Source organism: Kribbella sp. NPDC004536, assembly GCF_042873835.1.
Classification (GTDB): domain Bacteria; phylum Actinomycetota; class Actinomycetes; order Propionibacteriales; family Kribbellaceae; genus Kribbella.
The window spans coordinates 23,723-43,408 of record NZ_JBIALY010000003.1; the positions used below are offsets into that span (position 1 = coordinate 23,723).

General features: G+C 68.3%; 20 protein-coding genes. 10 read left to right on the plus strand and 10 right to left on the minus strand.

The window, feature by feature from the left end; all coding sequences use genetic code 11:
- Positions 1-37: 37 nt before the first annotated feature.
- The 4 genes from ACFYRU_RS25260 to ACFYRU_RS25275 all read right to left on the minus strand — a co-directional run bounded on the left by ACFYRU_RS25260 (position 38) and on the right by ACFYRU_RS25275 (position 3,193).
- On the minus strand, positions 38-922 hold the full coding sequence (locus ACFYRU_RS25260) for a S1 family peptidase (RefSeq protein WP_387662996.1): 885 nt from the start codon (positions 920-922) through the stop codon (positions 38-40).
- A gap of 136 nt (positions 923-1,058) precedes the next feature.
- The gene (locus tag ACFYRU_RS25265) at positions 1,059-1,937 is read right to left on the minus strand and encodes a S1 family peptidase (protein WP_387662998.1); all 879 of its coding nucleotides are present in this window, start codon (positions 1,935-1,937) and stop codon (positions 1,059-1,061) included.
- A 184-nt stretch (positions 1,938-2,121) separates the two neighbouring features.
- Positions 2,122-2,520 (minus strand): hypothetical protein, encoded by a 399-nt coding sequence (locus ACFYRU_RS25270; protein ID WP_387663000.1) that lies wholly within the window; start codon positions 2,518-2,520, stop codon positions 2,122-2,124.
- Between the two features lie 88 nt (positions 2,521-2,608).
- On the minus strand, positions 2,609-3,193 hold the full coding sequence (locus ACFYRU_RS25275) for a TetR/AcrR family transcriptional regulator (RefSeq protein WP_209697595.1): 585 nt from the start codon (positions 3,191-3,193) through the stop codon (positions 2,609-2,611).
- 86 nt (positions 3,194-3,279) lie between these two features.
- Here ACFYRU_RS25275 and ACFYRU_RS25280 point away from each other — a divergent pair, with 86 nt between their 5' ends.
- Genes ACFYRU_RS25280 through ACFYRU_RS25290 form a run of 3 tightly spaced genes read left to right on the plus strand, consistent with a single transcriptional unit; the run spans position 3,280 to position 5,647 of the window.
- On the plus strand, positions 3,280-4,428 hold the full coding sequence (locus tag ACFYRU_RS25280) for an acyl-CoA dehydrogenase family protein (RefSeq protein WP_387663001.1): 1,149 nt from the start codon (positions 3,280-3,282) through the stop codon (positions 4,426-4,428).
- Positions 4,428-5,195: an SDR family NAD(P)-dependent oxidoreductase gene (locus tag ACFYRU_RS25285; RefSeq protein WP_387663002.1), complete on the plus strand. Its 768-nt coding sequence runs from the start codon at positions 4,428-4,430 to the stop codon at positions 5,193-5,195. The genes ACFYRU_RS25280 and ACFYRU_RS25285 overlap by 1 nt, the downstream gene beginning before the upstream one ends.
- Positions 5,195-5,647: an NUDIX domain-containing protein gene (locus ACFYRU_RS25290; protein WP_387663004.1), complete on the plus strand. Its 453-nt coding sequence runs from the start codon at positions 5,195-5,197 to the stop codon at positions 5,645-5,647. The genes ACFYRU_RS25285 and ACFYRU_RS25290 overlap by 1 nt, the downstream gene beginning before the upstream one ends.
- A 1-nt stretch (position 5,648) precedes the next feature.
- Here ACFYRU_RS25290 and ACFYRU_RS25295 read toward each other — a convergent pair whose 3' ends face one another.
- Genes ACFYRU_RS25295 through ACFYRU_RS25305 form a run of 3 tightly spaced genes read right to left on the minus strand, consistent with a single transcriptional unit; the run spans position 5,649 to position 9,270 of the window.
- Complete coding sequence (locus tag ACFYRU_RS25295; protein WP_387663005.1) at positions 5,649-6,887, minus strand: glycoside hydrolase family 27 protein; 1,239 nt, start codon at positions 6,885-6,887, stop codon at positions 5,649-5,651.
- A complete protein-coding gene (gene dgoD / locus ACFYRU_RS25300) occupies positions 6,881-8,026 on the minus strand; it encodes a galactonate dehydratase (RefSeq protein WP_387663007.1) in 1,146 nt (381 codons plus the stop codon). The genes ACFYRU_RS25295 and dgoD overlap by 7 nt, the downstream gene beginning before the upstream one ends.
- Entirely contained in the window at positions 8,023-9,270 is a 1,248-nt protein-coding gene (locus ACFYRU_RS25305) for an ROK family protein (protein ID WP_387663008.1), read from the minus strand. The genes dgoD and ACFYRU_RS25305 overlap by 4 nt, the downstream gene beginning before the upstream one ends.
- Before the next feature lie 136 nt (positions 9,271-9,406).
- On the opposite strand from ACFYRU_RS25305, the gene ACFYRU_RS25310 reads away from it, so the two are divergent.
- From ACFYRU_RS25310 to ACFYRU_RS25330, 5 genes are read left to right on the plus strand one after another with little or no spacing between them, the layout of a single operon-like run.
- Positions 9,407-10,198: an NAD-dependent epimerase/dehydratase family protein gene (locus ACFYRU_RS25310; protein WP_387663010.1), complete on the plus strand. Its 792-nt coding sequence runs from the start codon at positions 9,407-9,409 to the stop codon at positions 10,196-10,198.
- A 10-nt stretch (positions 10,199-10,208) separates the two neighbouring features.
- Positions 10,209-11,582: an extracellular solute-binding protein gene (locus ACFYRU_RS25315; protein ID WP_387663011.1), complete on the plus strand. Its 1,374-nt coding sequence runs from the start codon at positions 10,209-10,211 to the stop codon at positions 11,580-11,582.
- Positions 11,579-12,559, plus strand: a complete 981-nt coding sequence (locus tag ACFYRU_RS25320; protein ID WP_387663012.1) for a carbohydrate ABC transporter permease — start codon at positions 11,579-11,581, stop codon at positions 12,557-12,559. The genes ACFYRU_RS25315 and ACFYRU_RS25320 overlap by 4 nt, the downstream gene beginning before the upstream one ends.
- Positions 12,556-13,377 (plus strand): carbohydrate ABC transporter permease, encoded by an 822-nt coding sequence (locus ACFYRU_RS25325; RefSeq protein ID WP_387663014.1) that lies wholly within the window; start codon positions 12,556-12,558, stop codon positions 13,375-13,377. The genes ACFYRU_RS25320 and ACFYRU_RS25325 overlap by 4 nt, the downstream gene beginning before the upstream one ends.
- Positions 13,377-14,216 carry a family 16 glycosylhydrolase gene (locus tag ACFYRU_RS25330; protein ID WP_387663016.1) on the plus strand — a complete coding sequence of 280 codons (840 nt, stop codon included), beginning with the start codon at positions 13,377-13,379 and terminating at the stop codon, positions 14,214-14,216. Before ACFYRU_RS25325 ends, ACFYRU_RS25330 begins: the two co-directional genes overlap by 1 nt.
- On the opposite strand, the gene ACFYRU_RS25335 is transcribed toward ACFYRU_RS25330, so the two are convergent.
- The 3 genes from ACFYRU_RS25335 to ACFYRU_RS25345 are packed head-to-tail and all read right to left on the minus strand — an operon-like array spanning position 14,205 to position 16,980.
- Complete coding sequence (locus ACFYRU_RS25335; RefSeq protein WP_387663017.1) at positions 14,205-15,179, minus strand: hypothetical protein; 975 nt, start codon at positions 15,177-15,179, stop codon at positions 14,205-14,207. The genes ACFYRU_RS25330 and ACFYRU_RS25335 overlap by 12 nt on opposite strands.
- Entirely contained in the window at positions 15,179-15,673 is a 495-nt protein-coding gene (locus ACFYRU_RS25340) for a SigE family RNA polymerase sigma factor (protein WP_387663018.1), read from the minus strand. Before ACFYRU_RS25340 ends, ACFYRU_RS25335 begins: the two co-directional genes overlap by 1 nt.
- Positions 15,674-15,711: 38 nt before the next feature.
- The gene (locus ACFYRU_RS25345) at positions 15,712-16,980 is read right to left on the minus strand and encodes a DUF4032 domain-containing protein (RefSeq protein ID WP_387666019.1); all 1,269 of its coding nucleotides are present in this window, start codon (positions 16,978-16,980) and stop codon (positions 15,712-15,714) included.
- 68 nt (positions 16,981-17,048) lie between these two features.
- On the opposite strand from ACFYRU_RS25345, the gene ACFYRU_RS25350 reads away from it, so the two are divergent.
- Positions 17,049-18,041, plus strand: a complete 993-nt coding sequence (locus ACFYRU_RS25350; RefSeq protein ID WP_387663020.1) for a LacI family DNA-binding transcriptional regulator — start codon at positions 17,049-17,051, stop codon at positions 18,039-18,041.
- 167 nt (positions 18,042-18,208) lie between these two features.
- Complete coding sequence (locus ACFYRU_RS25355) at positions 18,209-19,573, plus strand: ABC transporter substrate-binding protein (RefSeq protein WP_387663022.1); 1,365 nt, start codon at positions 18,209-18,211, stop codon at positions 19,571-19,573.
- The last annotated feature ends 113 nt before the right edge of the window (positions 19,574-19,686 follow it).

The following is a 19,686-nucleotide window of genomic DNA, read 5'->3' on the forward strand; positions in this document are numbered from 1 at the left end:
CGGACCAGGTTGGGTCCGGGGCGCAGGTGGGGTTGGGTCAGTAGACGCTGACGCCGTAGCGGGAGAGGGCTTCGGTTACGGGTTGGAAGTAGGTGGTGCCGCCGGAGGAGCAGTTGCCGGAGCCGCCGGAGGTCAGGCCGAGGGCCACCGAGCCGGCGAACAGGGCGCCGCCGGAGTCGCCGCCTTCGGCGCAGACGGTGGTCTTGATCAGGCCGGTGACAGTGCCTTCGGCGTAGTTGACGGTCGCGTTGACCGCCGTGACGGTGCCGCTGTGGACGCCGGTGGTGCTACCGCTGCGCTTGACCGACTGGCCAACGGTCGCGTTGCCGGCGGACGTGATGTCCTGCGAGGAACCGTTGTACAGATCCACGGTCCCGGGGTGGTTCGTGTACGACGAGCTGTACTGCACGATCGCGTAGTCGTTGCCGGGGAAGCTCGACCCGTAGGTCGTCCCGAGCAGCGTGGTCTTGCTGGAGTTCGAGTACCAGCTGGATGCGATGTTCCCGCAGTGTCCTGCGGTCAGGAAGTAGTACGTGCTGCCGCTGCGCACGTTGAAGCCGAGCGAGCAGCGGTACTGCCCGCCGTAGATGGCGTCGCCGCCGGCGATGTACTTCGTCAGCTTGCCGGACATCTTCTCGAGCTTGATCCGGTCGCCGAACTGCTTGGTCACACCGGTCAGCTGCGCGAGCTTCGCGCCGGTGACGGTGCTGTCGTACGACACGATGATCCGGCCGTTCGGGTCGGTCTCCCACGCGGTACCCGGAATCGTCGCGTTCTCGGCCAGGGTGGACGTGATCGCGGCGGCAGAGAGGGTGGACGGGTTGACCGGTGCGGCCGAGGCTTGCGTCGCCAGCAGTCCGGCGGCGGCAAGCCCGGCCGCGGCCAGGAGTGCGGTGGTACGGCGGATTGGGGACAGGTTCATGGTTTCAGCCTCCTCACGATGAGGACGCCTTCGGGGCGGGGCGTCCTTGACTTCAACCGTGAGCCTGTCCTACCCACTATCTCCCTGAGTATTCAGTCAATCTCGGAGCGTAGGGGAAACCTCCGCCTCGAGCGGGTCAGTAGATGTAGACCCCGTACGCGTTCAGCGCCTGCACGATCGGCTGGAAGTACGTGACGCCGCCCGTCTTGCAGTCGCCGGAGCCGCCGGAGGTCAGACCGAACGCGTACTGCCGGTAGAACAGCGGGCCGCCTGAGTCGCCCGGCTCGGCGCACACGCTCGTCCGGATCAGACCGACCACGCGGCCGTCGCCGTAGTTCACGGTGGCGTTCAGCCCGGTCACCCGGCCGCTGTGCAGCCCACTGGTCGCACCGGAGCGGTACACCAGCTGGTTGAGACCTGGGTTCCGCGCACGGGTGATGTCCTGCGAGTGACCGTTGTACAGGTACACGCTGCCGCCCGGCGGCTTGGTCTTGATGTCGGTCCGGTACACGACCAGCGCGTAGTCGTGGTACGGGTACGTGGCGTTCCAGACGGCGCCGGTGTAGACCGCGTGGTTCTGGTCCTGGTACCAGCGGGCTGCGTCGACGCCACAGTGGCCGGCGGTGAGGAAGTAGTACTTCCCGCGCCGCTGCACGTTGAAGCCCACGGAGCACTTGTAGTCGCCGCCGTACGTCGCCATCCCGCCGCTGATGTACTTCTGCAGCTTGCCGGGCAGCTTCTCCATCGTGATGTTGCTACCGAGCTGCTTGGTCAGGCCGGTCAGCTTGGTCAGCTTCGTGCCGGTGACGGTCGAGTCGTACGAGACGACGACGGTGCCGTCCGGCTTGGTCATCCATGCCGTACCCGGAGTGTGGATCTGGTCGTTCAGCGTTTCGGTGATCGCCTTCGCGGACAGTCGTGGTGGCTTCACCGGATCCGCCCCGGCCGGCACGGCGGCACCGAGGGCGAGCGCGGCGGCAGCCACCACGGCCGCGGATCGTCGCAGAGTTTTCATAGTCATCAGCCTTCCGGGGCGTACGGCTCTGATGCGCGTTGTGGCAGCTTCAGGACGTCAAGCGTTTGGTTCCGCGAGTCTAAGCGCCAGCCCGGTCACCTTCTGTGGCCGGGCCCCGGACAACTGCGGGTGTGGGAGACGGGCGTGGTGGTCGCCGCGTCTCCCACACCTCAAGGACTGTTCCTCAGAATTTGCGCGTGATGATCTGCGTCGTCCCGCTGAAGCTGTTGCCGAACTGATCGCGGCCGGACACACGCGCATAGATCTCATCGGTGTCATCAAGCCAGCTGTCGTCCTCGTTCAACACGGCGCGCGAAACGGTGGCGCCGGCTCCTGTCCAGGTGCCCCGGTAGTCATCGAATGCCGGGTCAGAGCCATAGAGAGAAAATCCCGTAATGGTGATGTTGGTACCGCAGTTGACGCCGACCTCGTAGTTACCTTCGGGAGTCTTCGGGCCGATGCCCAGAGTGCAGCTGGAGGCCAACGCGGGCTCGACGTTCACCGCACCAAGAGCGGCTGCTCCGATCGCGGCGGCAACGGCGACGAGGCCAAGCTTGTGGAGACGCGGCTTCATGAAGGTCATGGGCTTCCTTTCGGTGGATTGCTTGAGCGCCCACGACTATTGGTTGCTTGCCTAGAACGAGCCTGAGTTCCGCCTGAAGCCCCAAGTCTCAGTCGAGCCGCAGGGAGTGCAGGACGAAGGATGCGAGTTCGCGGTAGGCCTCGGCGTCGTTGAGGCCGGTACGGCGGGCGATGTCGCCGCGCTGGATCGCCTGCATGGTGTGCGCGATCATCTCGGCTGCGAAGGCGATGTCGACCTGCCGGAAGGTCTTGTGGTTGATGCCGTCCTCGATCAGCTGCCGGACCCGCTCGGCGGCGATCCGGGTGTTCCGCTCGTACACCGAGCGGGCCGGCGCGAACGTCGCCACGTCGTCGAGGAACGTCCGGCTGGCCGGCCGGAGCGCGTCCGCGACCGCGCCGAGGTACGCGGCGATCCGCCGGTCGTGCCGGGTCTGCCGGACCACCGCGGACTCCACCTGGGCGGTGGCATTCTTGAAGTAGTGCTTGACCACCTCGACGGCGAGCTGCTCCTTGCTCGGCGCCAGCGCGTACAGGGTCGTCTTGCTGCAGCGCAGCTCGGCGGCCAGGTCGTCCAGGGTGAACCGGCTGAACCCCTGCTCGAGGAACAGGGACAGGAGCCGGTCGAGCAGCTCGGACTGCCGGCGGGTACGTCGCCCCGGAACGACTGTTGTCATATCGAGACAGCATAGAACGATACTGCGTTAGGTGCGGCAGTATCGTTCGGAGTATCATTTGGGCAGCCGTTGAGAGGGGGTTCCTGATGGCTGTCGACCGGCTCCTGCCGACTGACGAATCCGAGGACCTGCTGAGCCTGGTGCGGGACCTGTGCGAGCACGAGCTCGCGCCGCACGCCGCGCACGCGGAGGAGACCGAGACGTTCCCGCGGGACGCGTTCCGGACCCTCGGCAAGGCCGGCCTGCTCGGCCTGCCCTACCCGGAGCAGTACGGCGGCGCCGAGCAGCCGTACGAGGTGTACCTGCAGATGCTCGAGGAGATCGCGTCCGCCTGGATGTCGGTCGGTGTCGGTGTCTCCGTGCACACGATGACGTCGTACGGGCTGGCCACCTTCGGCAGCGACGAGCAGAAGGCGCGGCTGCTTCCGGACATGGTGGGCGGCGAGCTGCTAGGTGCGTACGCGCTGTCCGAGCCGCAGGCCGGGTCCGACATCAGCTCGATGACCACCCGCGCGGCCCGCGACGGCGACTCGTACGTGCTGAACGGTACGAAGGCCTGGATCAGCCACGGTCCGCACGCCGACTTCTTCACGACCTTCGCCCGGACGTCGGACGACCGCAAGCACGGGATCTCCGCGTTCCACGTGCCCGCGGGCGTCGACGGCCTGAGCTTCGGGGCGCCGGAGCGGAAGATGGGGCTGACCGGCTCGACGACCACGCTCGTGAACTACGACGACGTCCGGATCCCGGCCGCCAACCTGATCGGCGCGGAGGGCGACGGGATGCGGATCGCGCTGTCCGCGCTGGACTCCGGCCGGCTCGGGATCGCGGCGTGCGCGATCGGTCTGGCGCAGGCGGCCCTCGACCTCGCGACGTCGTACGCGAAGGAACGGCAGCAGTTCGGGCAGTCGATCGCAGACTTCCAGGGCGTGCAGTTCCTGCTTGCCGACATGGCCGCGGCGGTCGAGTCCGGCCGGGCGACGTACCTGCACGCCGCGCGCCGGCGCGATCTCGGCCGGACGTTCGTCCGGGAGGCCGCGATCGCGAAGCTGGTCTGCACCGACGCGGCGATGAAGGTCACCACCGACGCGGTGCAGGTGCTCGGTGGGTACGGTTACACCCGCGAGTTCCCGGCCGAGCGGTACATGCGCGAGGCCAAGGTGACCCAGATCTTCGAAGGTACGAACCAGATCCAGCGGCTGGTCATCAGCCGCGATCTCCTCAGGAGCGTGTGATGAAGTTCAGCCCGTCCGATGTCGCTCTCGTCACCGGTGGCGGTTCCGGGCTCGGCGAGGCGACCGTACGGAGGTTGGCGGCGGACGGGCTCGGCGTGGTGATCGTCGACCTGCCGTCGTCGGCGGGCAAGGCGATCGCAGACGAACTCGGCGACCGGGTGGTGTTCGCACCCACCGACGTGACCGACGAGGCCGCCGTGACGGCCGCTCTCGACGCAGCCGCGGAGCTCGGGACGTTGCGGGTCGCGGTGAACTGTGCGGGCGTCGCGACGCCCGGCCGGGTCGTCGGGCGGAAGGGTCCGTTGCCGCTGGCAACGTTCCGGCAGGTGATCGAGATCAACCTGATCGGTACGTTCAACGTACTGCGGCTCGCCGCCGAGCGGATGATCGCGTCCGAGCCCTCCGCGGACGGCGACCGTGGCGTCGTGGTGATGACCGCGTCGATCGCGGCGTACGACGGCCAGGTCGGGCAGGCGGCGTACGCGTCCAGCAAAGGTGGCATCGTCGCGCTGACACTGACCGCCGCGCGCGACCTTGCCGACAAGGGTATCCGGGTGATGACGATCGCGCCGGGCACGATGGAGACGCCGATGCTCGCCGGCCTGCCGGAGGAAACCCGGACCGTGCTCGAGCAGCAGGTCCCGCACCCGTCCCGGCTGGGCAGGCCGTCGGAGTACGCCGCACTCGTCCGCCACATCCTCGACAACCAGCTCCTCAATGGCGAGGTGATCCGCCTCGACGGCGCCCTCCGGATGCCGCCGCGCTGATGCGCCCCGCCGCGGTCCTGCTCCGCGCGGGTTCGCCGTTCCTGCAGCTGTGGTGGCGGATCCGCAGACCCACCACCTTCGGCGTCAAAGCCCTGCTCCGGCTACCGGACGGCCGCTTCCTGGTCGTCCGGCACTCCTACGCCGACACCCACCGCTGGTCCCTCCCCGGCGGCGGCTACAAACCGTCCCGCGAAACCCCCGCCGAAGCGGCCACCCGCGAAGTGCGGGAAGAACTAGGCCTCGCTGTACCACCTGACACCTTCCAAATCGTCCGCACCACCATCACCACCTTGGAAGGCAAACACGACACCCTCACGATCCTCACCGCCTTCGCCTCCACCGACGCGCTGAGACTCTCACCGGAGCTCGCCGAAGCCCGCTGGGTGAACAGCCTCCAAGAACTAGGCGATTCCCCGATCTCGAAGTGGTTGCTCTCGGCCCTCGCCGACTAGGTCAGATCGGTGCGCTGAGTTCGAGCCAGCGGACGCCGTGGGCGGGCACGTTGTCCGTTCGCTCCGTTGTGGGTTTGCCTGTCCACAGGTCGCGAGCAGGGGCGGGAAGCTCGGCGGGCAGTGTCACCGCGCGCGGCGTCGCGCCGGTCCAGAAGAGCGCCGCGTACGAGCAGTTGTCGCCCTGGGCGGTCCAGACGATCAGCTCGCCGTCGTCGAGTGGCTCACGAACGATTTCCCGGCCGTCGTACGACGTGTTGAGCAGCTCGGCCAGGGCCGGATTCTGCAACAGGGCAAGGGTTTGCGGCGAGGTGGTCGGCAGGTCGCCGCCCATCATCAGCGGTGAGCGGCCCATCGCCCACAACGTGAGCAGGGTCTTCTGCTCGTCAGGAGTGAGCCGGCTGTCCCGATCGTCGCCGCGTTCGGCGCGGATGCCGATGTGGCCGAGCGGGAGCATGTCCGCGTCCGCCCACCCGCCGGCCTGCTGGAACGACGCCCACCGCGCCAGCCGCGCGAACTGTGCGTGCACGTCCTCCCAGCGGTCCCACAGATCGTCGGAGATCCGCCACAGCTGGGCGTTCGCCCGCAGGTGGTCCAGGTGATGTGTGGACAGGTGAGTGCCCGGCGACAGTGACAGCACGATGTCGCGCCCGCTGCGCTCGATCGCCCGCGCGTACGCCGCGATCTCACGGTCGTGGTACGGCGCGAGCATGTCGTCGGCCTTGACGAAATCCACCCCCCACGCAGCGAACTGCGCCACCTGGGAGTCGTAGTAGGCCTGCGCACCGGGGTGGTCGTGGTTCAGCCCGAGGTTGTCCGGGTTCCACGCGCAGACGTGGTCCGGATCGGCGACGTCGCGCGCCCTCCACTCGGTGCCGAAGACGGGCAGGTCGAGCTCGACCGCCCGGCGCGGGATCCCGCGCATGATGTGCAGTCCGAACTTGAGCCCGAGGTCGTGCACCCGCGCGGCCAGCGGGCCGAAGCCGGCGCCGCCGTCGGCTGAGGGGAACCGCGACGGCGCCGGCAGCTGACGGCCGTACTCGTCCAGCACGACTGGGGCGTTCTCGTTGTAGCCGTGCGATCGCGCGGTCGGGTCGTACCAGGCGATGTCCACAACGACCGTGTCCCACCCGTACGGCAGCAGTTGGTCGTGCATCACTTGGGCGTTGGCCAGCACCTCGGCCTCGGTGACGGTCGTGCCGAAACAGTCCCAGCTGTTCCAGCCCATCGGCGGGTTCACCATTCGGCGAACGATCCGTCGTCGTGCCGGAGCACGGGTGACCGCCACCGGTGCGGGTCCGCGGCGGCGGCCCGGACGGCGTCCTCGTCGACCTCGATGCCGAGGCCAGGACCGGTCGGCCGCTGCACGTGTCCGTCGGTGAAGGCGAACACCCGCGGGTCCACCAGGTAGTCGAGCAGCGCGTTGCCGCCGCCGTACTCGATGCCGAGGCTCTGTTCCTGGATCAGGAAGTTCGGGATCGCGAAATCGATCTGCAGGCTGGCGGCCAGCGTGATCGGCCCGAGTGGGCAGTGCGGCGCCACGTTCACGTCGTACGTCTCGGCCAGCGCGGCGATCCGGCGCACCTCTGAGACGCCGCCCGCGTGCGAGATGTCCGGCTGCGCGACGCCGATGCCGGTCGGCAGTACGTCCCGGAAGTCCCAGCGGGAGAACAGCCGCTCGCCGATCGCGATCGGGATGCTCGTCGACTCGGTGATCCGGCGCAGGTCGCGGGAGTACTCCGGGGTGACGGGTTCCTCGACGAACATCGGCAGCAGCGGCTCGAGCAACGGCAGGATCTGCCGGGTGGCTGCCGTGCTGAACCGGCCGTGGAAGTCCAGGGCGATGTCGATCCCGTCGCCGAGTGCCTCCCGGAGCGCCTCGACCCGGCTGACCGCGGCCCGCAGCTGAGCGGGCGACGGGATCGGCGGCAGCGCCTCGGACAGGTTGAGCTTCACCGCGGTGAAACCGCTGGCCACCTTGGCCTGTGCCTCGTCGACGAGCTCCGCGTTGTCCCGGCCGTGCACCCAGGTGTAGACCCGAGCCTTGTCGCGCACCGGCCCACCGAGCAACTCGTGCACGGGCACGTCGTGGAACCGTCCCTTGATGTCCCACAGCGCCTGATCGATCCCGGCCAGCGCGCTGGAGAGCACCGGACCGCCACGGTAGAAGCCGCCCTTGGCCATCACCTGCCAGTGCTCCTCGATCCGCAACGGATCCTGGCCGACCAGATACTCCATCAGCGCGGTCAGCGCGCCGTGCACGGCCTCCGCTCGCCCTTCGACGATCGGCTCACCCCACCCGCTGATCCCTTCGTCGGTGTCGATCCGCAGGAACTGCCACCGCGGCGCCACCAAGAACGTTTCGTAACCGACGATCTTCACACGGCCTCACTTGGCTTGGAATCGGACGAGGTGAGCAGGGCGGTGACCAGCTGGTCGGTCTGGCGGAGGACCAGCGCGGCGGCGCCGGACGCCCCGGCGCGGGCGCCGAGGTCCAGCTCGGCGGCGACCACGTCGGCGTCCCGGGTCAGCGACATCGCGGTCCGGCGGAGGGTGGCGCGGATCGGCTCGAGGATCAGGTCGCCGGCCCGGGCGAGCTCGCCGCCGACGATGATCCGGGCCGGGTTGAGCAGGTTGCAGATGTTCGCCAGCACCCGCCCGGTCTGCTCGCCGGCTTCGCGCAGCACCCGCAAGGTCTGGGGCTCCTCGGCGGCCGCGGACGCGAGCAGCTCGTCGAGCCCGGCGTCCGCGCCGAGCACCGGCTCGAGCTTCGCCAGCACGGCCTGGAGCGATGCGTACTGCACCAGGCAGCCGCGATTGCCGCACGGGCACGGGTCGCCGGACGAATCGGCGGACAGGTGCCCGATCTCGCCGCCGCCACCGCGCGCGCCGCCGTGATGAAGGTTGCCGTCGACAAGCAGTCCGGACCCGATCCCGGTCGACAACCCGAGATAGAGCACGTCCGCGATGTCCCGTCCCGCGCCCCAGGTGAACTCCGCGACCGCCTCCAGGCGGGTGTTGTTCTCCACCAGCACCGGCACGTCGAGGTGCCGGCCGAACTCGGCCGCGACGTTGACCCCGGCCCACGCCTGCCCCGGTAACGACGGCCCGACCACGCCGGTCTGCAGGTCGATCGGGCCCGGCACGCCGATCGCGACGCCGACCAGGCTGCCGCGGCCGAGACCGGCTTCGTCGAGCAGCCGGTCGAGCAGCGTGAGCCCGGCCGTGAGCCGCTCCTGCCACGGCGTGTCGGAAGGAGCCTGCGTGCCGTCGCTGGCCAGCGTCGCGCCGGCCAGGTCGGTGACGTGGCACCAGACGCGTTCGAGGGTGAAGTCGAGGCCCGCCGCGGCGCCGGCGCTCGGGTTGGCCTGCAGGAACCCGCGGGCCCGGCCGTCCACCTCGGACGCGTCGATGCCGGCCCGGGCGACCTGATCGCCGATCACCTCGATCACGACGTTTCCCATGATCAGGTCGGCGGCGATCGTCGACACCGTCGTCCGCGAGACGCCACAGATCCGCGCCAGCTCCGCCCGGTGCAGCGCGCCGTGCTCCATCAGCGCGGACAGCAACCGTTCGGAGTTGGTGCGCCGTAGCGCTCGCAGGGATCCGGTGTCCTTCGCAGTCACGTGTTCGAGTATCCGCGATCCGGCCCAGTGGAGTCAATTCAACTGACACTCTGTGTACGAAGACTTGACACAAACGCCGAACTGCTCGAACAATTCCGGTCACAGCCCCGGGGATCGCCTCGGGCCCGGCGACCGGATGACCGACATGGACGGTGCGCAGCAGGGCAGCAGACCGCTGGTGGTGGTGACCGGCGGGCTGGGCCGCGTCGCGACGGTGGTGCTGCCCTGGCTGCGTAAGCAGTACCGCGTCCGCCTGGTGGATCGAGCAGTGCCGCACGACGGCGTCGACGAACTTGTCCAGGCGGACGTGGGTGATCCCGAGGCGGCCCACGAAGTGCTGTCGGGTGCGCACGCGCTGGTGCACCTGGCCGGTAACAGCAGCCCGTGGCAGAGCTGGGACAGCGTTTACGCCGCGAACGTGTGGCCGACCCAGGTCGTGCTCGAGGCCGCGGCGGCACACGCCGTGCCGAAGATCGTGCTGGCGAGTTCCCTGCACGTCTCGGGGGAGTACAACCGCCCGCAGTACCGGCCGGTCGATCCACGGCTCGACCCGCGTCCCTGCTGTCCGTACGGTCTGGGCAAGGTTGTGCTGGAGGCGCTCGGCCGGACGCATGCCGACCGCACTGGGGCCTCTGTCACCTGCCTGCGCTTCGGCCTGACCGGCTGGGCGCCGAGCGAACGGCGCTACCTGGCGCAGTGGCTGTCCGACGACGACGCGGGCCGCCTGATGCTCGCGGCGCTACAGGCCCGCGAACGGTTCGGCGTGCACTTCGGCGTGTCCGCGAACACCCGCAACTACTGGGACATCACCTCCGGCCGGCACGAGCTGGGCTACCACCCCGAAGACGACAGCGAAGCGCTCGCAGACCGGGCCGGTCCCTCCTCCGGTCCGGTCTGCCGGCTCTTCGACCCACAGAGTTCAGACTGAGAGGTTGGCAATGACCACAACGAAGCCAGGGTTCTCCCGCCGCCGGTTCCTCGCGCTCGGCGGTGCCGTTGCCGGCAGCGCGGCGAGCGGTGCGCTCGCGGCCGGCTGCTCGCCCGCGTCCTCCACGAACACCCCGGCCGCCACCGGCACCGGGTCGTCGGCCAAGGGCGTCGTCACGGTGATGTCCCAGTCGGGCGAGTTCGGCCCGAAGGAGGCGAAGGCCGCGTCCCAGGCGCTCGGCCTGACCGTGAAGACGGTCGAGTACGACCTCACCAAGCTGACCGCGATGCTTGCCAGCGGCAACCCGCCGGACGTGGTCCGCGGCATGGGCGCGACCGAGACGCCGTACCTGGTCGCCCGGCAGGTCGCCGAGAACCTCGATCCGTACTTCGCGACCAGCACGCTGATCAAGGCCGACGACATCGACCCGGTGAACGACGTCTGGCGCTACGACGGTACGAAGCAGGGCAGCGGGCCACGGTACGGCTTCGCGAAGGACTACTCGCAGGACTGCACGATCTGGTACAACAGCGCCCTGTTCGACGCGTCGAAGGTGGCCCACCCGAGCGCGACGACGCCGCTGCTGCTTGACGAACTGCTCGACGACGGCAAGCGGCTGGTGAAACGGCAGGGCGCCAAGGTGAGCGTCTACGGCCTCAACCCGAACGGGCTCGGCCTGTTCGGGCAGCTGACCTGGCTGACCGACCTGGCCGGCGGCAAGCTGACGTCGGACGATCTCGCTTCCGTCGACTTCAGCAGCCCGGAGGCACAGCGCGCCCTGACCTGGTACCTGGACTACGCGAAGGCGGGGATCGGCCCGACAGTGCTGAACCCTGACCCGAACGGCTGGGACGGTCCGACCTTCCAGGCCGGCCGGATGGCGGCCACGTTGAGCGGCTACTGGCTCGGCGGTCTGTTCGCCGGCGACCCGAAGTCCGCGAAGGTGGCCGGGTTCGCGCCGGCGCCGCAGTTCGACACCGCTCGCCGGGTCAGCCCGTGCTTCGGCGCGACCGGGCTGTGGATGCCCAAGGCCGGGAAGAACAAGGACGCCGCCTGGAAGGTGATGGAGTGGTACCTGGCCGGCGACCCGGCCAAGGCGCGCGCGGCCGGCGGCTGGGGCATTCCACCGCTCAAGTCGCTGCAGAAGCTGATGCCACAGAAGCTGCCATACCAGAAGCAGGCCTACGACGTGCAGATGGCGGAGAAGGAGCACTTCTCGGTCACCTCGTACACCCCGTACGTGCGGCAGGACGCGATCAACGCGATCATCTCCCGTGAGTTGCCGAAGGCAATCAAGGGCACGGCGACCGCCGGGCAGTTCGGCGACACGCTGAACTCGCAGATCAACGCGCAGCTCGCGGACGGAAAGAAGCGGTTGCGGTGAGCTCCGCGCTGACCGAGGTACGGCGCCGGGCGGCGCCGAGCGCCGCGGCGCAGGCGGACCGGAAGAAGAAGCCGCCCAGCCTGAAGCGCGCGCGTACCTTCTACCTGTTCGTCGCGCCCTGGGTGATCGGGTTCGTCGCGCTGACGGTGTTCCCGCTGGGGTACGCGTTCTGGTTGAGCCTGACCGATTCCGACGGGCTGTCGCCGCGGACACACTTCGTCGGGTTCGACAACTACCTCGAGATCTTCAAGGATCCGCTGACGTTGAGCTCGCTCGGCAAGACCGGGCTGTTCGCGCTGGTGACCGTCCCGTTGTCGATTCTCGCCGGGCTGCTGCTCGCCGTGATGCTGAACCAGCCGCTCAAGGGCCGTGGTCTGCTGCGCGGCCTGATCTATCTGCCGGCCGTGGTTCCGCCGGTGGGGGCCGCATTGACGTTCCGGCTGATCTTCGACCGCGACGCCGGTGCTGCCAACGGCATCCTCGACAAGCTCGGCGCCAATCCGATCACCTGGCTCGTCGATCCGAACGCTCGCTACGTGCTGTACGCACTCGTGTTGTGGGGTTGCGGTGGGTCGATGATCATCTCGCTCGCCGGCCTGCAGGACATTCCCCGGGAGCTGCTCGAGGCGGCGCAGGTGGACGGGGCGTCGTACTGGCAGTCGTTCACGCGGATCACCGTTCCGCTGCTGTCGCCGGTGATCCTCTTCCAGGTCATCACCGGGATGATCGGCTCGTTGCAGTCGTTCGCGCCGTTGCTGCTGTCGTCCGGTTCGCTGAGCGGCGCGGGGACCGTACCGCAAGGCAACTACCTCTACATGATCCACGTCTTCGCGCAGTACTTCAGTGCCTCCCGGTTCGGGTACGCCTCGGCGATGTTGTGGATGCTGTTCGCGGTGATCCTGCTGGTGACCCTGGTGATCATCAAGGTGAGTGCCCGGACCGTGTTCTACACCGTCGAGCCGGAGGACAAGAAATGACACGGACCTACCGGTGGGCGCTGTACATCGTGCTGCTGGCCGTCGTCCTGGTGATGCTGAGCCCGATCGTCTGGCTGGTCTCGACGTCGCTGAAGTCACCGGCGGAGATGGCGTCGTTCCCGCCCAGTTGGTGGCCGTCCGCGCCGCGGTTCGCGAACTACACCGACGCGATCAGGCAGGTGAACTTCATCGGCGCCACGCAGAACTCGTTGACCATCGCCTTCATCAGCACGACGTTGACGACGCTGAGTTCGGCGTGGGTCGGGTTCGGGTTCGCGCGGCTGACGGCGCCCGGGAAGAAGCAGTTGTTCGTGGTGCTGCTGGCGACGATGATGCTGCCCGGGATCGTGACGCTGGTTCCGACGTACCTGATCTTCGCCAAGGTGCACATGGTCAACACGTACTGGCCCTGGGTCGCGTGGGGCCTGGGAGGTAGTGCGTTCCTGATCTTCCTGTTCCGGCAGTTCTTCGCCGGGATCCCGCGGGAGATGGAAGAGGCGGCGATCCTCGACGGCTGCGGGTACGTCACGATCTTCTGGCGGATCTTCCTGCCACAGTCCTGGCCGGTGATCGCGGCCAGCGTCATCCTGTCGTTCACACACGCGTGGGGCGACTTCGTCGGCCCGGCGATGTTCCTCAGCCAGGACAGCACGACGCTCGCGGTCGCGATGGCCAGCGGCTACGTGAACGAGAAGGGTCTCCCGATGAACAACCTCGTCGCGGCCGGTGCCGTCATGTACGTGCTCCCCGTGCTGGTCCTGTTCCTGTTCATGCAACGCCGCTTCGTCAGCGGCTTCTCCACCTCCGGGATCAAATGATGAAGCTCAAGCTCGGAATGGCAGTCCTGCTCGTGGCCACCTGTCTCACCGGCACGGCCCAGGCCGCGGACAGACAGTTGCCGCAGGCAAACGAAGCGACGTGCGCCGCTGGTGGTCAGCAACGGCCGGCCGGGATGCGGCTCGCCTGGCACGACGAGTTCGGTGGGCGCACGCTGGATCGGCGGTCGTGGAGCACGGTGATGGACTTTCCCGGGCGCGCCGGCGGGCATTACCACAACACGTCGTACGGGAGTTATGCCGTCGACGACAACGTGGTGCTCTCAGGCGGCAAGTTGCGGCTGGTGACCGACAACAAGCCGGTGACCGGGACAGATCCGGTCGGGACGTACCAGTACACCGAAGGGTTCGTCTCCTCGCACGACAAGTTCTTCCAGCGGTATGGGTACTGGGAGATCTGCGCGAAGTTCCCGGCCGGGAAGGGGTTGTGGCCGGCGTTCTGGCTGATCCCGCAGGACCGGAGCTGGCCGCCGGAGATCGACGTCGCCGAGTGGTTCGGTTCGATCGAGAGCATGCACAGCGGGCTGGCGTCGGGGAGTTGGCCGGACGTCCGATGGGACAGCCACTGGGCGACCGGCCTGGCGCCGACGACCGGATGGCATCGGTACGGACTCCTGTGGCAGCCGGGCCACATCACGTTGACTGTCGACGGCGTACCGACCTCGACCATCACCGGTGCCCAGGTGCCGGACAAGCCGATGTACGTCGTCCTGAACAGCGGCACCTGGGCGAACTCCGACCGCGGCGGACCGCCGGACGCGACCACCCCGTTCCCGAACTCGTTCGACGTCGACTACGTCCGCGTCTACTCAGCGGGCTAACGGGGTGATGCGTTTGACCGGGTCGAACATGTCGGCGGGCTGGAACTGTTTGTGCGGACCGAGCTGGATGAGGGGGAGGACGGGCGGCAAGGGGCGGGCGCAGGTCGTGTAGGAGACGGTGAACGGCCAGGTCCTGTCGCCTGCACGGAGGATGACGACGTACGTGCGGGCGGCCGGGTCCTGGCACCCGGCCGGCAGGGGTCCAGGCCCCGAGCGCACCTGGGGCGGGGCGAGCAGTTGGCCGGACAGCGCGGGCACCTTGTCGCTCGGGACGCTCGAGCCGGCGATCAGCGAGCCTTGCCAGTACTCGCAGATGGAGGCGGAGGTGATCTGGGCTGTCGGCGTGCTGGCCGGCTGTGGTGCGGGTTGCTTCGGCGTGCAGCCGTAGGGGTCGGTGTCGTTGATCGGCTGCGCGGAGTCGAGGATCTTCCGACGGAGGGCGTCGTCCTTGGTCAGCACGCTCAGCTTCACGCCGCCGACCACGCGGGTCTCCTCGGTCCAGCCGCCGTCGTACTGCTTGATCCCCGGCGCTTGGACGTCGTCGAACCACAGGTACGGCTGTCGTCGGGTCAACGGGATCACCGGTGTCGTGCAGGTGTACTCGCGGCTGACCGACCACCCGTTGAGCCGGCCGATCGTGGGCACGGCCGAGTTCGCGAACGTCGTACAAGGCGCCGGACCGGAGATGTACTGGGTCCAACTGGACGGGACCTGCACCTGCACTGTTTTGAAGGACTCCCATCGCCAGCCGGGAGCGGGAGCTTGGGAGACCGGAGGACGAGACGTGAGCCCATGGGATGCGGTGAACGCCGTTGCGATGACTGCGGCCGCGACCACGACGGCGCCGATCGTGCGATGAGTCCGCCGCCGGCGCAGCCGTGAGTGGACCCGTTCCAGGAGCTGAGCGTCCGTCGGAGCATCCGCCGCGTGTTTCGCCAGACTGTCGGCGAGGAGTCGTTCCATCAGCCCTTGACCTCCTCGGTCCCGAGGGTGGTGCGCAGCGACGCCAGCGCACGGTGAATCTGCGACCGGACCGTCGCCGGCGAACACTCCAGGATCACAGCGATCTCCGCGTCCGGGAGATCCTCGTAGTACCGCAGTACGACGGCTGCCCGTTGTTTCGCGGGCAGCGTCGCGCACAGCGCCCATACGGCGTCGTGTTCCGCCTGCGCGACGGCGGGATCCGGCGCCGGGTCGACCGGAGCGGTGTCGGCCGCCGGGGTCTCGCGGCGGAAGAAGCGCCGCCAGCGGGAGATGTCGGCGTTGACGATCGAGCGGCGTACGTACGCCTCTGGGTCGTGGGTGCGGCAGATCCGCGTCCACCGGGAGTACGCCGCGATCAGCGCGTCCTGGACCGCCTCCTCCGCGCGGCTGTGGTCGCGCGTGACGAGGTACGCGAACCGCAGCAACGCCGCACCCCGTTGGGTGACCCAGTCGTCGAAGTCGGGTGTTTCCACACTCAGATCACGCCGGTGAGGGGTGGAACGTTGCAGGGTCAGTCAAGTTCGGGCAGCGGTTCGGTCGGCAGCGCCAGCTTCTCGTCCGGCTTGGCGGCGAGCACGTCGGTCACGTATGAGCGGGCCGCCTCCATCGTGTCGACCTCGTGGCCGGCCTGCTCGGACAGGAACCAGCGGTGTTCGAGGACCTCGTGGAAGATCTCCGCCGGCTCGAGCTTGCGGCTGAGGTTCCGCGGGACCGAGCGGACGACGGGTTCGAAGACGTCGGTCAGCCACTGGTGGGCGACGATCTCCTCGTCCTCGTTCTGCTGGTCGGTGGCCGCGGCGAACGAGTCCAGGTCGTTGAGCAGCCGGCGCGCCTGGTTCTCCTCGACGTCCAGTCCGGTGAGCCGCAGCAGCCGCCGCGAGTGGTGGCCGGCGTCCACGACCTTCGGCTGGATCCGGACCTGGCTGCCGTCCCAGTCGGTGATGATGTCGATCTCGGCGACGTCGAAGCCGAGGTCGTTCAACCGCCGGATCCGCGAGTCCAGCCGGTGCATCTCGTCCCCGCCGAACTCTTCCGGCGCGGTCAGCTCGGCCCACAGCGCCTCGTACCGCTTCTGGATCGACTCGACCGTCTCCTGCGGGTCGATCGACTCGTCGAGCAGCCCGCCTTCCTGCAGGTCGAGGAGCTCGCCGAACAGGTTGATCTCCGCCGTGTACAGGTCGTGCGCGCGCTGACCGTCGGAGATGTCCTGGTGCAGCTCACCGGTCTCGGCGTCCACGAGGTACGCCGCGAACGCGCCGGCGTCGCGCCGGAACAGCGTGTTCGACAGCGAGCAGTCGCCCCAGAAGAACCCGAGCAGGTGCAGCCGGACGATCAGCGCGACGAGTGCGTCGATCAGCCGGTTGACCGTGTCCGGGCGCAACGTGCTGGAGAACAGCGCCCGGTACGGCAGCGAGAACTGCAGGTGCCGGGTGATCAGGATGGAGTCGATCGGCTCGCCGTCGCGGTCCACCCGGTCGGTGATCACGCCGACAGGTTCGACCGACGGCGCCTCCAGGCGTTCGAGGTCGCGGAGCAGGCGGTACTCGTGCATCGCCAGGTGCTCGAGTACCTCCTTGATCGCGTACACGCTGCCGTTGACCCGGACGAAGCGGACCACGTGCCGCGAGATACCGCGCGGCAGCGCGACCAGCTGGTCTTCGGGCCAGTCCTCCAGCGGGACGTCCCACGGGAGCGACAGCAGTCCGGTGTCCGGGCGGGTGGCGACGAATCGAGGCACGGGTACCAGTCTGTCAGCAAGCTGACCTCGCAGGCAGTCCATCCGCACCGCGAAACGACCCGACGCAAGTGGGTGCAAGAATTTGCGCGATCGGGCGTAGGATTTGCGCCATGACACGACGACTTGCAGAGGTGGCCAAGAAGGTCGGCGTCAGTGAAGCCACCGTCAGCCGGGTGCTGAACGGGAAGCCCGGAGTCTCCGAGGCGACCCGCGAAGCCGTACTCACCGCGCTCGACGTGCTCGGGTACGAGCGGCCGACCCAGCTGCGCGGCGACCGGGCCCGGCTGGTCGGTCTGGTGCTGCCGGAGTTGCAGAACCCGATCTTCCCGGCGTTCGCCGAGGTCGTCGGCGGTGCGCTCGCGCAGCAAGGTTTCACCTCGTTGCTGTGCACCCGGACCCTCGGCGGCGTGTCCGAGGCCGACTACGTCGACCTGCTCCTGCAGCAGCAGGTGTCGGGCGTGGTGTTCGCCGGCGGGTTCTACGCGCAGGCGGACGCGCCGCACCAGCACTACGAGCTGATCCAGGAGCGGAAGCTGCCGGCCGTACTGGTGAACGCCGCGGTCGATCACCTCGGGTTCCCGCAGGTCTCGTCGGACGACTACGTCGCCGCGGAGATGGCGATCGGGCACCTGCGGGCGCTCGGGCACCGCCGGATCGGCATGGTTCTCGGGCCGCGCGACCACATCCCGTCGCGGCGGAAGCTCGACGCGTTCCTGGCCGCCGAGGAGGCGGACCCGGAGCTCGTCGAGCACGCGATGTTCTCGCTCGAGGGCGGGCACGCGGCCGCCACCAAACTCGTGAACCGCGGCGTCACCGGCATCGTCTGCGCCAGCGACATCCTCGCCCTCGGTGCGATCCGCGCGGTCCGCCGGGCCGGCCGGAGTGTGCCCGACGAGGTGTCGGTGATCGGGTACGACGACTCCGCGATGATGAACTGCACCGACCCGCCGCTGACCACCGTGCGGCAGCCGATCGACGCGATGGGCCGGGCCGCCGTCGACATGCTGGTCGCGCTGATCGAGCGTGCCTCCGTACCGGCCGACGAGCTGCTGTTCGAGCCCGAGCTCGTCGTCCGCGCCTCCACCGCGCGCGCCCGCATCTAAGCCACCCCCGAGCAGCCGCTGACCGACCCGGTCAGCGGCTGTTGTCGTGTGCCCTTCGGCTGGCAATCTCCCATGAGAAGTCACGTTTTTGCAATCTCAAATCGAAGTATTGCGTTCATGGGTCCAGTTCCCTACGGTGTCGGCACCAGGAAAGGGAGAGGGTGGACATGACCACAGCGCGCCGCGGGCTCAGCCTGCTGCTGGTGACGGGACTCGGTCTGATGGCCGCGTCCTGCGGGACGGACGACAAGAAGCCGGCGGGGGACACGGCCGGCGGTCCGGTCACGATCACGGTCGGCTGCGAGCCGCCGAAGAGCAACCCGAAGGAGCGCGAGGCCTGGGAGGCGGACGTCACCGCGTTCCAGAAGCTGCATCCGAACATCACGGTCCAGGGCAAGGACGCCTTCCCCTGCATCAACCCCGACACGTTCCAGGCCAAGCTGGCCGGCGGGACGCAGGAGGACGTCTTCTACGTCTACTACACCGACGTACGGAAGATCATCGAGAAGAAGCAGGCCGCCGACATCAGCCAGTACATGGGCAGCGTCGGTGCGGTGAAGGACCTGCGGCCGGACGTGATGGGCGTGTTCAAGGACGGCGACAAGACGTACGGGTTGCCGCGGAACAACTACAACATGGGGCTGGTCTACAACCGGAAGCTGTTCACGCAGGCCGGTCTCGATCCGGCGAACCCGCCGAAGACGTGGGACGACGTACGGGCGGCCGCGAAGAAGATCGCCGCGCTCGGGCCGGGGTACGTCGGGTACGGCGAGTACTCGGCCGGGAACACCGGCGGCTGGCACTTCGCTGCGGAGTTGTACGCGCGTGGCGGGTCGATGGTGAGTGACGACGGGAAGACCGCGGCGTTCAACAGCGACCAGGGCAAGGCCGTACTGGAGAACCTGAAGAAGATGCGCTGGGACGACAACTCCATGGGCAGCAAGCAGTTGCTGCAGTGGGCGGACCTGATGCGCATGATGGGCGGCGGCAAGCTCGGCATGATGGTCGGGGCGCCCGATGTCGTGCAGTCGGTGAACAACGACTTCAAGGGCAAGTTCGAGGACTACGGCGTGACCGCCGTACCGGAGTCGAGCGGGCAGTCGTCGCTGAGTGGTGGCGACGGGTACATGTTCAACCCGAAGGCGTCGCCGGAGAAGATCAAGGCGGGACTGCTTTGGTTGCAGTTCCACGAGCTGACGCCGGGGCAGGGGCAGTTCAACTACGCGCGGTCGAAGGAGCAGGGGCGGCCGGTCGGGCTGCCGATCCCGGACCTGTACGGGAACAGTGCCCCTGGCAACCAGATCAGCGCGCTGCGGAAGCAGTACGCGACTGTGCCGGTGGACAACTTCGCGCCGTACGTCGCCGCCCAGGGCACCATCACCAACAAACTCGAACCTCCGAAGGCGCAGGAACTGTACGCCGTCCTCGACGTAGCCATGTCCGCCGTCCTCACCCGCAAGGACGCCGACATCAACAAGCTCCTGTCGGACGCAGAATCCAAGGCCAACAAGATCCTCGCGAAGAACACGTAATGACGGTGACCGAGGAACAGGTCCGTCGCCCCCAGGCTCAGGGGGCGACGGACCCGCGATCAGGAGCTGACCACGGCGCCCTCCGGCGGGCGGTTGGGCGGAATCTGACGGCA

What these genes read in the sequence shown, in the direction of transcription:
- ACFYRU_RS25355 (WP_387663022.1), top strand. Translation starts at nt 18,209, where the DNA reads ATGACCACAGCGCGCCGCGGGCTCAGCCTGCTGCTGGTGACGGGACTC.
- ACFYRU_RS25290 (WP_387663004.1), top strand. Translation starts at nt 5,195, where the DNA reads ATGCGCCCCGCCGCGGTCCTGCTCCGCGCGGGTTCGCCGTTCCTGCAG.
- ACFYRU_RS25325 (WP_387663014.1), top strand. Translation starts at nt 12,556, where the DNA reads ATGACACGGACCTACCGGTGGGCGCTGTACATCGTGCTGCTGGCCGTC.
- ACFYRU_RS25265 (WP_387662998.1), bottom strand. Translation starts at nt 1,937, where the DNA reads ATGAAAACTCTGCGACGATCCGCGGCCGTGGTGGCTGCCGCCGCGCTC.
- ACFYRU_RS25330 (WP_387663016.1), top strand. Translation starts at nt 13,377, where the DNA reads ATGAAGCTCAAGCTCGGAATGGCAGTCCTGCTCGTGGCCACCTGTCTC.
- ACFYRU_RS25270 (WP_387663000.1), bottom strand. Translation starts at nt 2,520, where the DNA reads ATGACCTTCATGAAGCCGCGTCTCCACAAGCTTGGCCTCGTCGCCGTT.
- ACFYRU_RS25285 (WP_387663002.1), top strand. Translation starts at nt 4,428, where the DNA reads ATGAAGTTCAGCCCGTCCGATGTCGCTCTCGTCACCGGTGGCGGTTCC.
- ACFYRU_RS25260 (WP_387662996.1), bottom strand. Translation starts at nt 922, where the DNA reads ATGAACCTGTCCCCAATCCGCCGTACCACCGCACTCCTGGCCGCGGCC.
- ACFYRU_RS25295 (WP_387663005.1), bottom strand. Translation starts at nt 6,887, where the DNA reads ATGGTGAACCCGCCGATGGGCTGGAACAGCTGGGACTGTTTCGGCACG.
- ACFYRU_RS25275 (WP_209697595.1), bottom strand. Translation starts at nt 3,193, where the DNA reads ATGACAACAGTCGTTCCGGGGCGACGTACCCGCCGGCAGTCCGAGCTG.
- ACFYRU_RS25345 (WP_387666019.1), bottom strand. Translation starts at nt 16,980, where the DNA reads ATGGACTGCCTGCGAGGTCAGCTTGCTGACAGACTGGTACCCGTGCCT.
- ACFYRU_RS25335 (WP_387663017.1), bottom strand. Translation starts at nt 15,179, where the DNA reads ATGGAACGACTCCTCGCCGACAGTCTGGCGAAACACGCGGCGGATGCT.
- ACFYRU_RS25280 (WP_387663001.1), top strand. Translation starts at nt 3,280, where the DNA reads ATGGCTGTCGACCGGCTCCTGCCGACTGACGAATCCGAGGACCTGCTG.
- ACFYRU_RS25315 (WP_387663011.1), top strand. Translation starts at nt 10,209, where the DNA reads ATGACCACAACGAAGCCAGGGTTCTCCCGCCGCCGGTTCCTCGCGCTC.
- ACFYRU_RS25350 (WP_387663020.1), top strand. Translation starts at nt 17,049, where the DNA reads ATGACACGACGACTTGCAGAGGTGGCCAAGAAGGTCGGCGTCAGTGAA.
- ACFYRU_RS25310 (WP_387663010.1), top strand. Translation starts at nt 9,407, where the DNA reads ATGACCGACATGGACGGTGCGCAGCAGGGCAGCAGACCGCTGGTGGTG.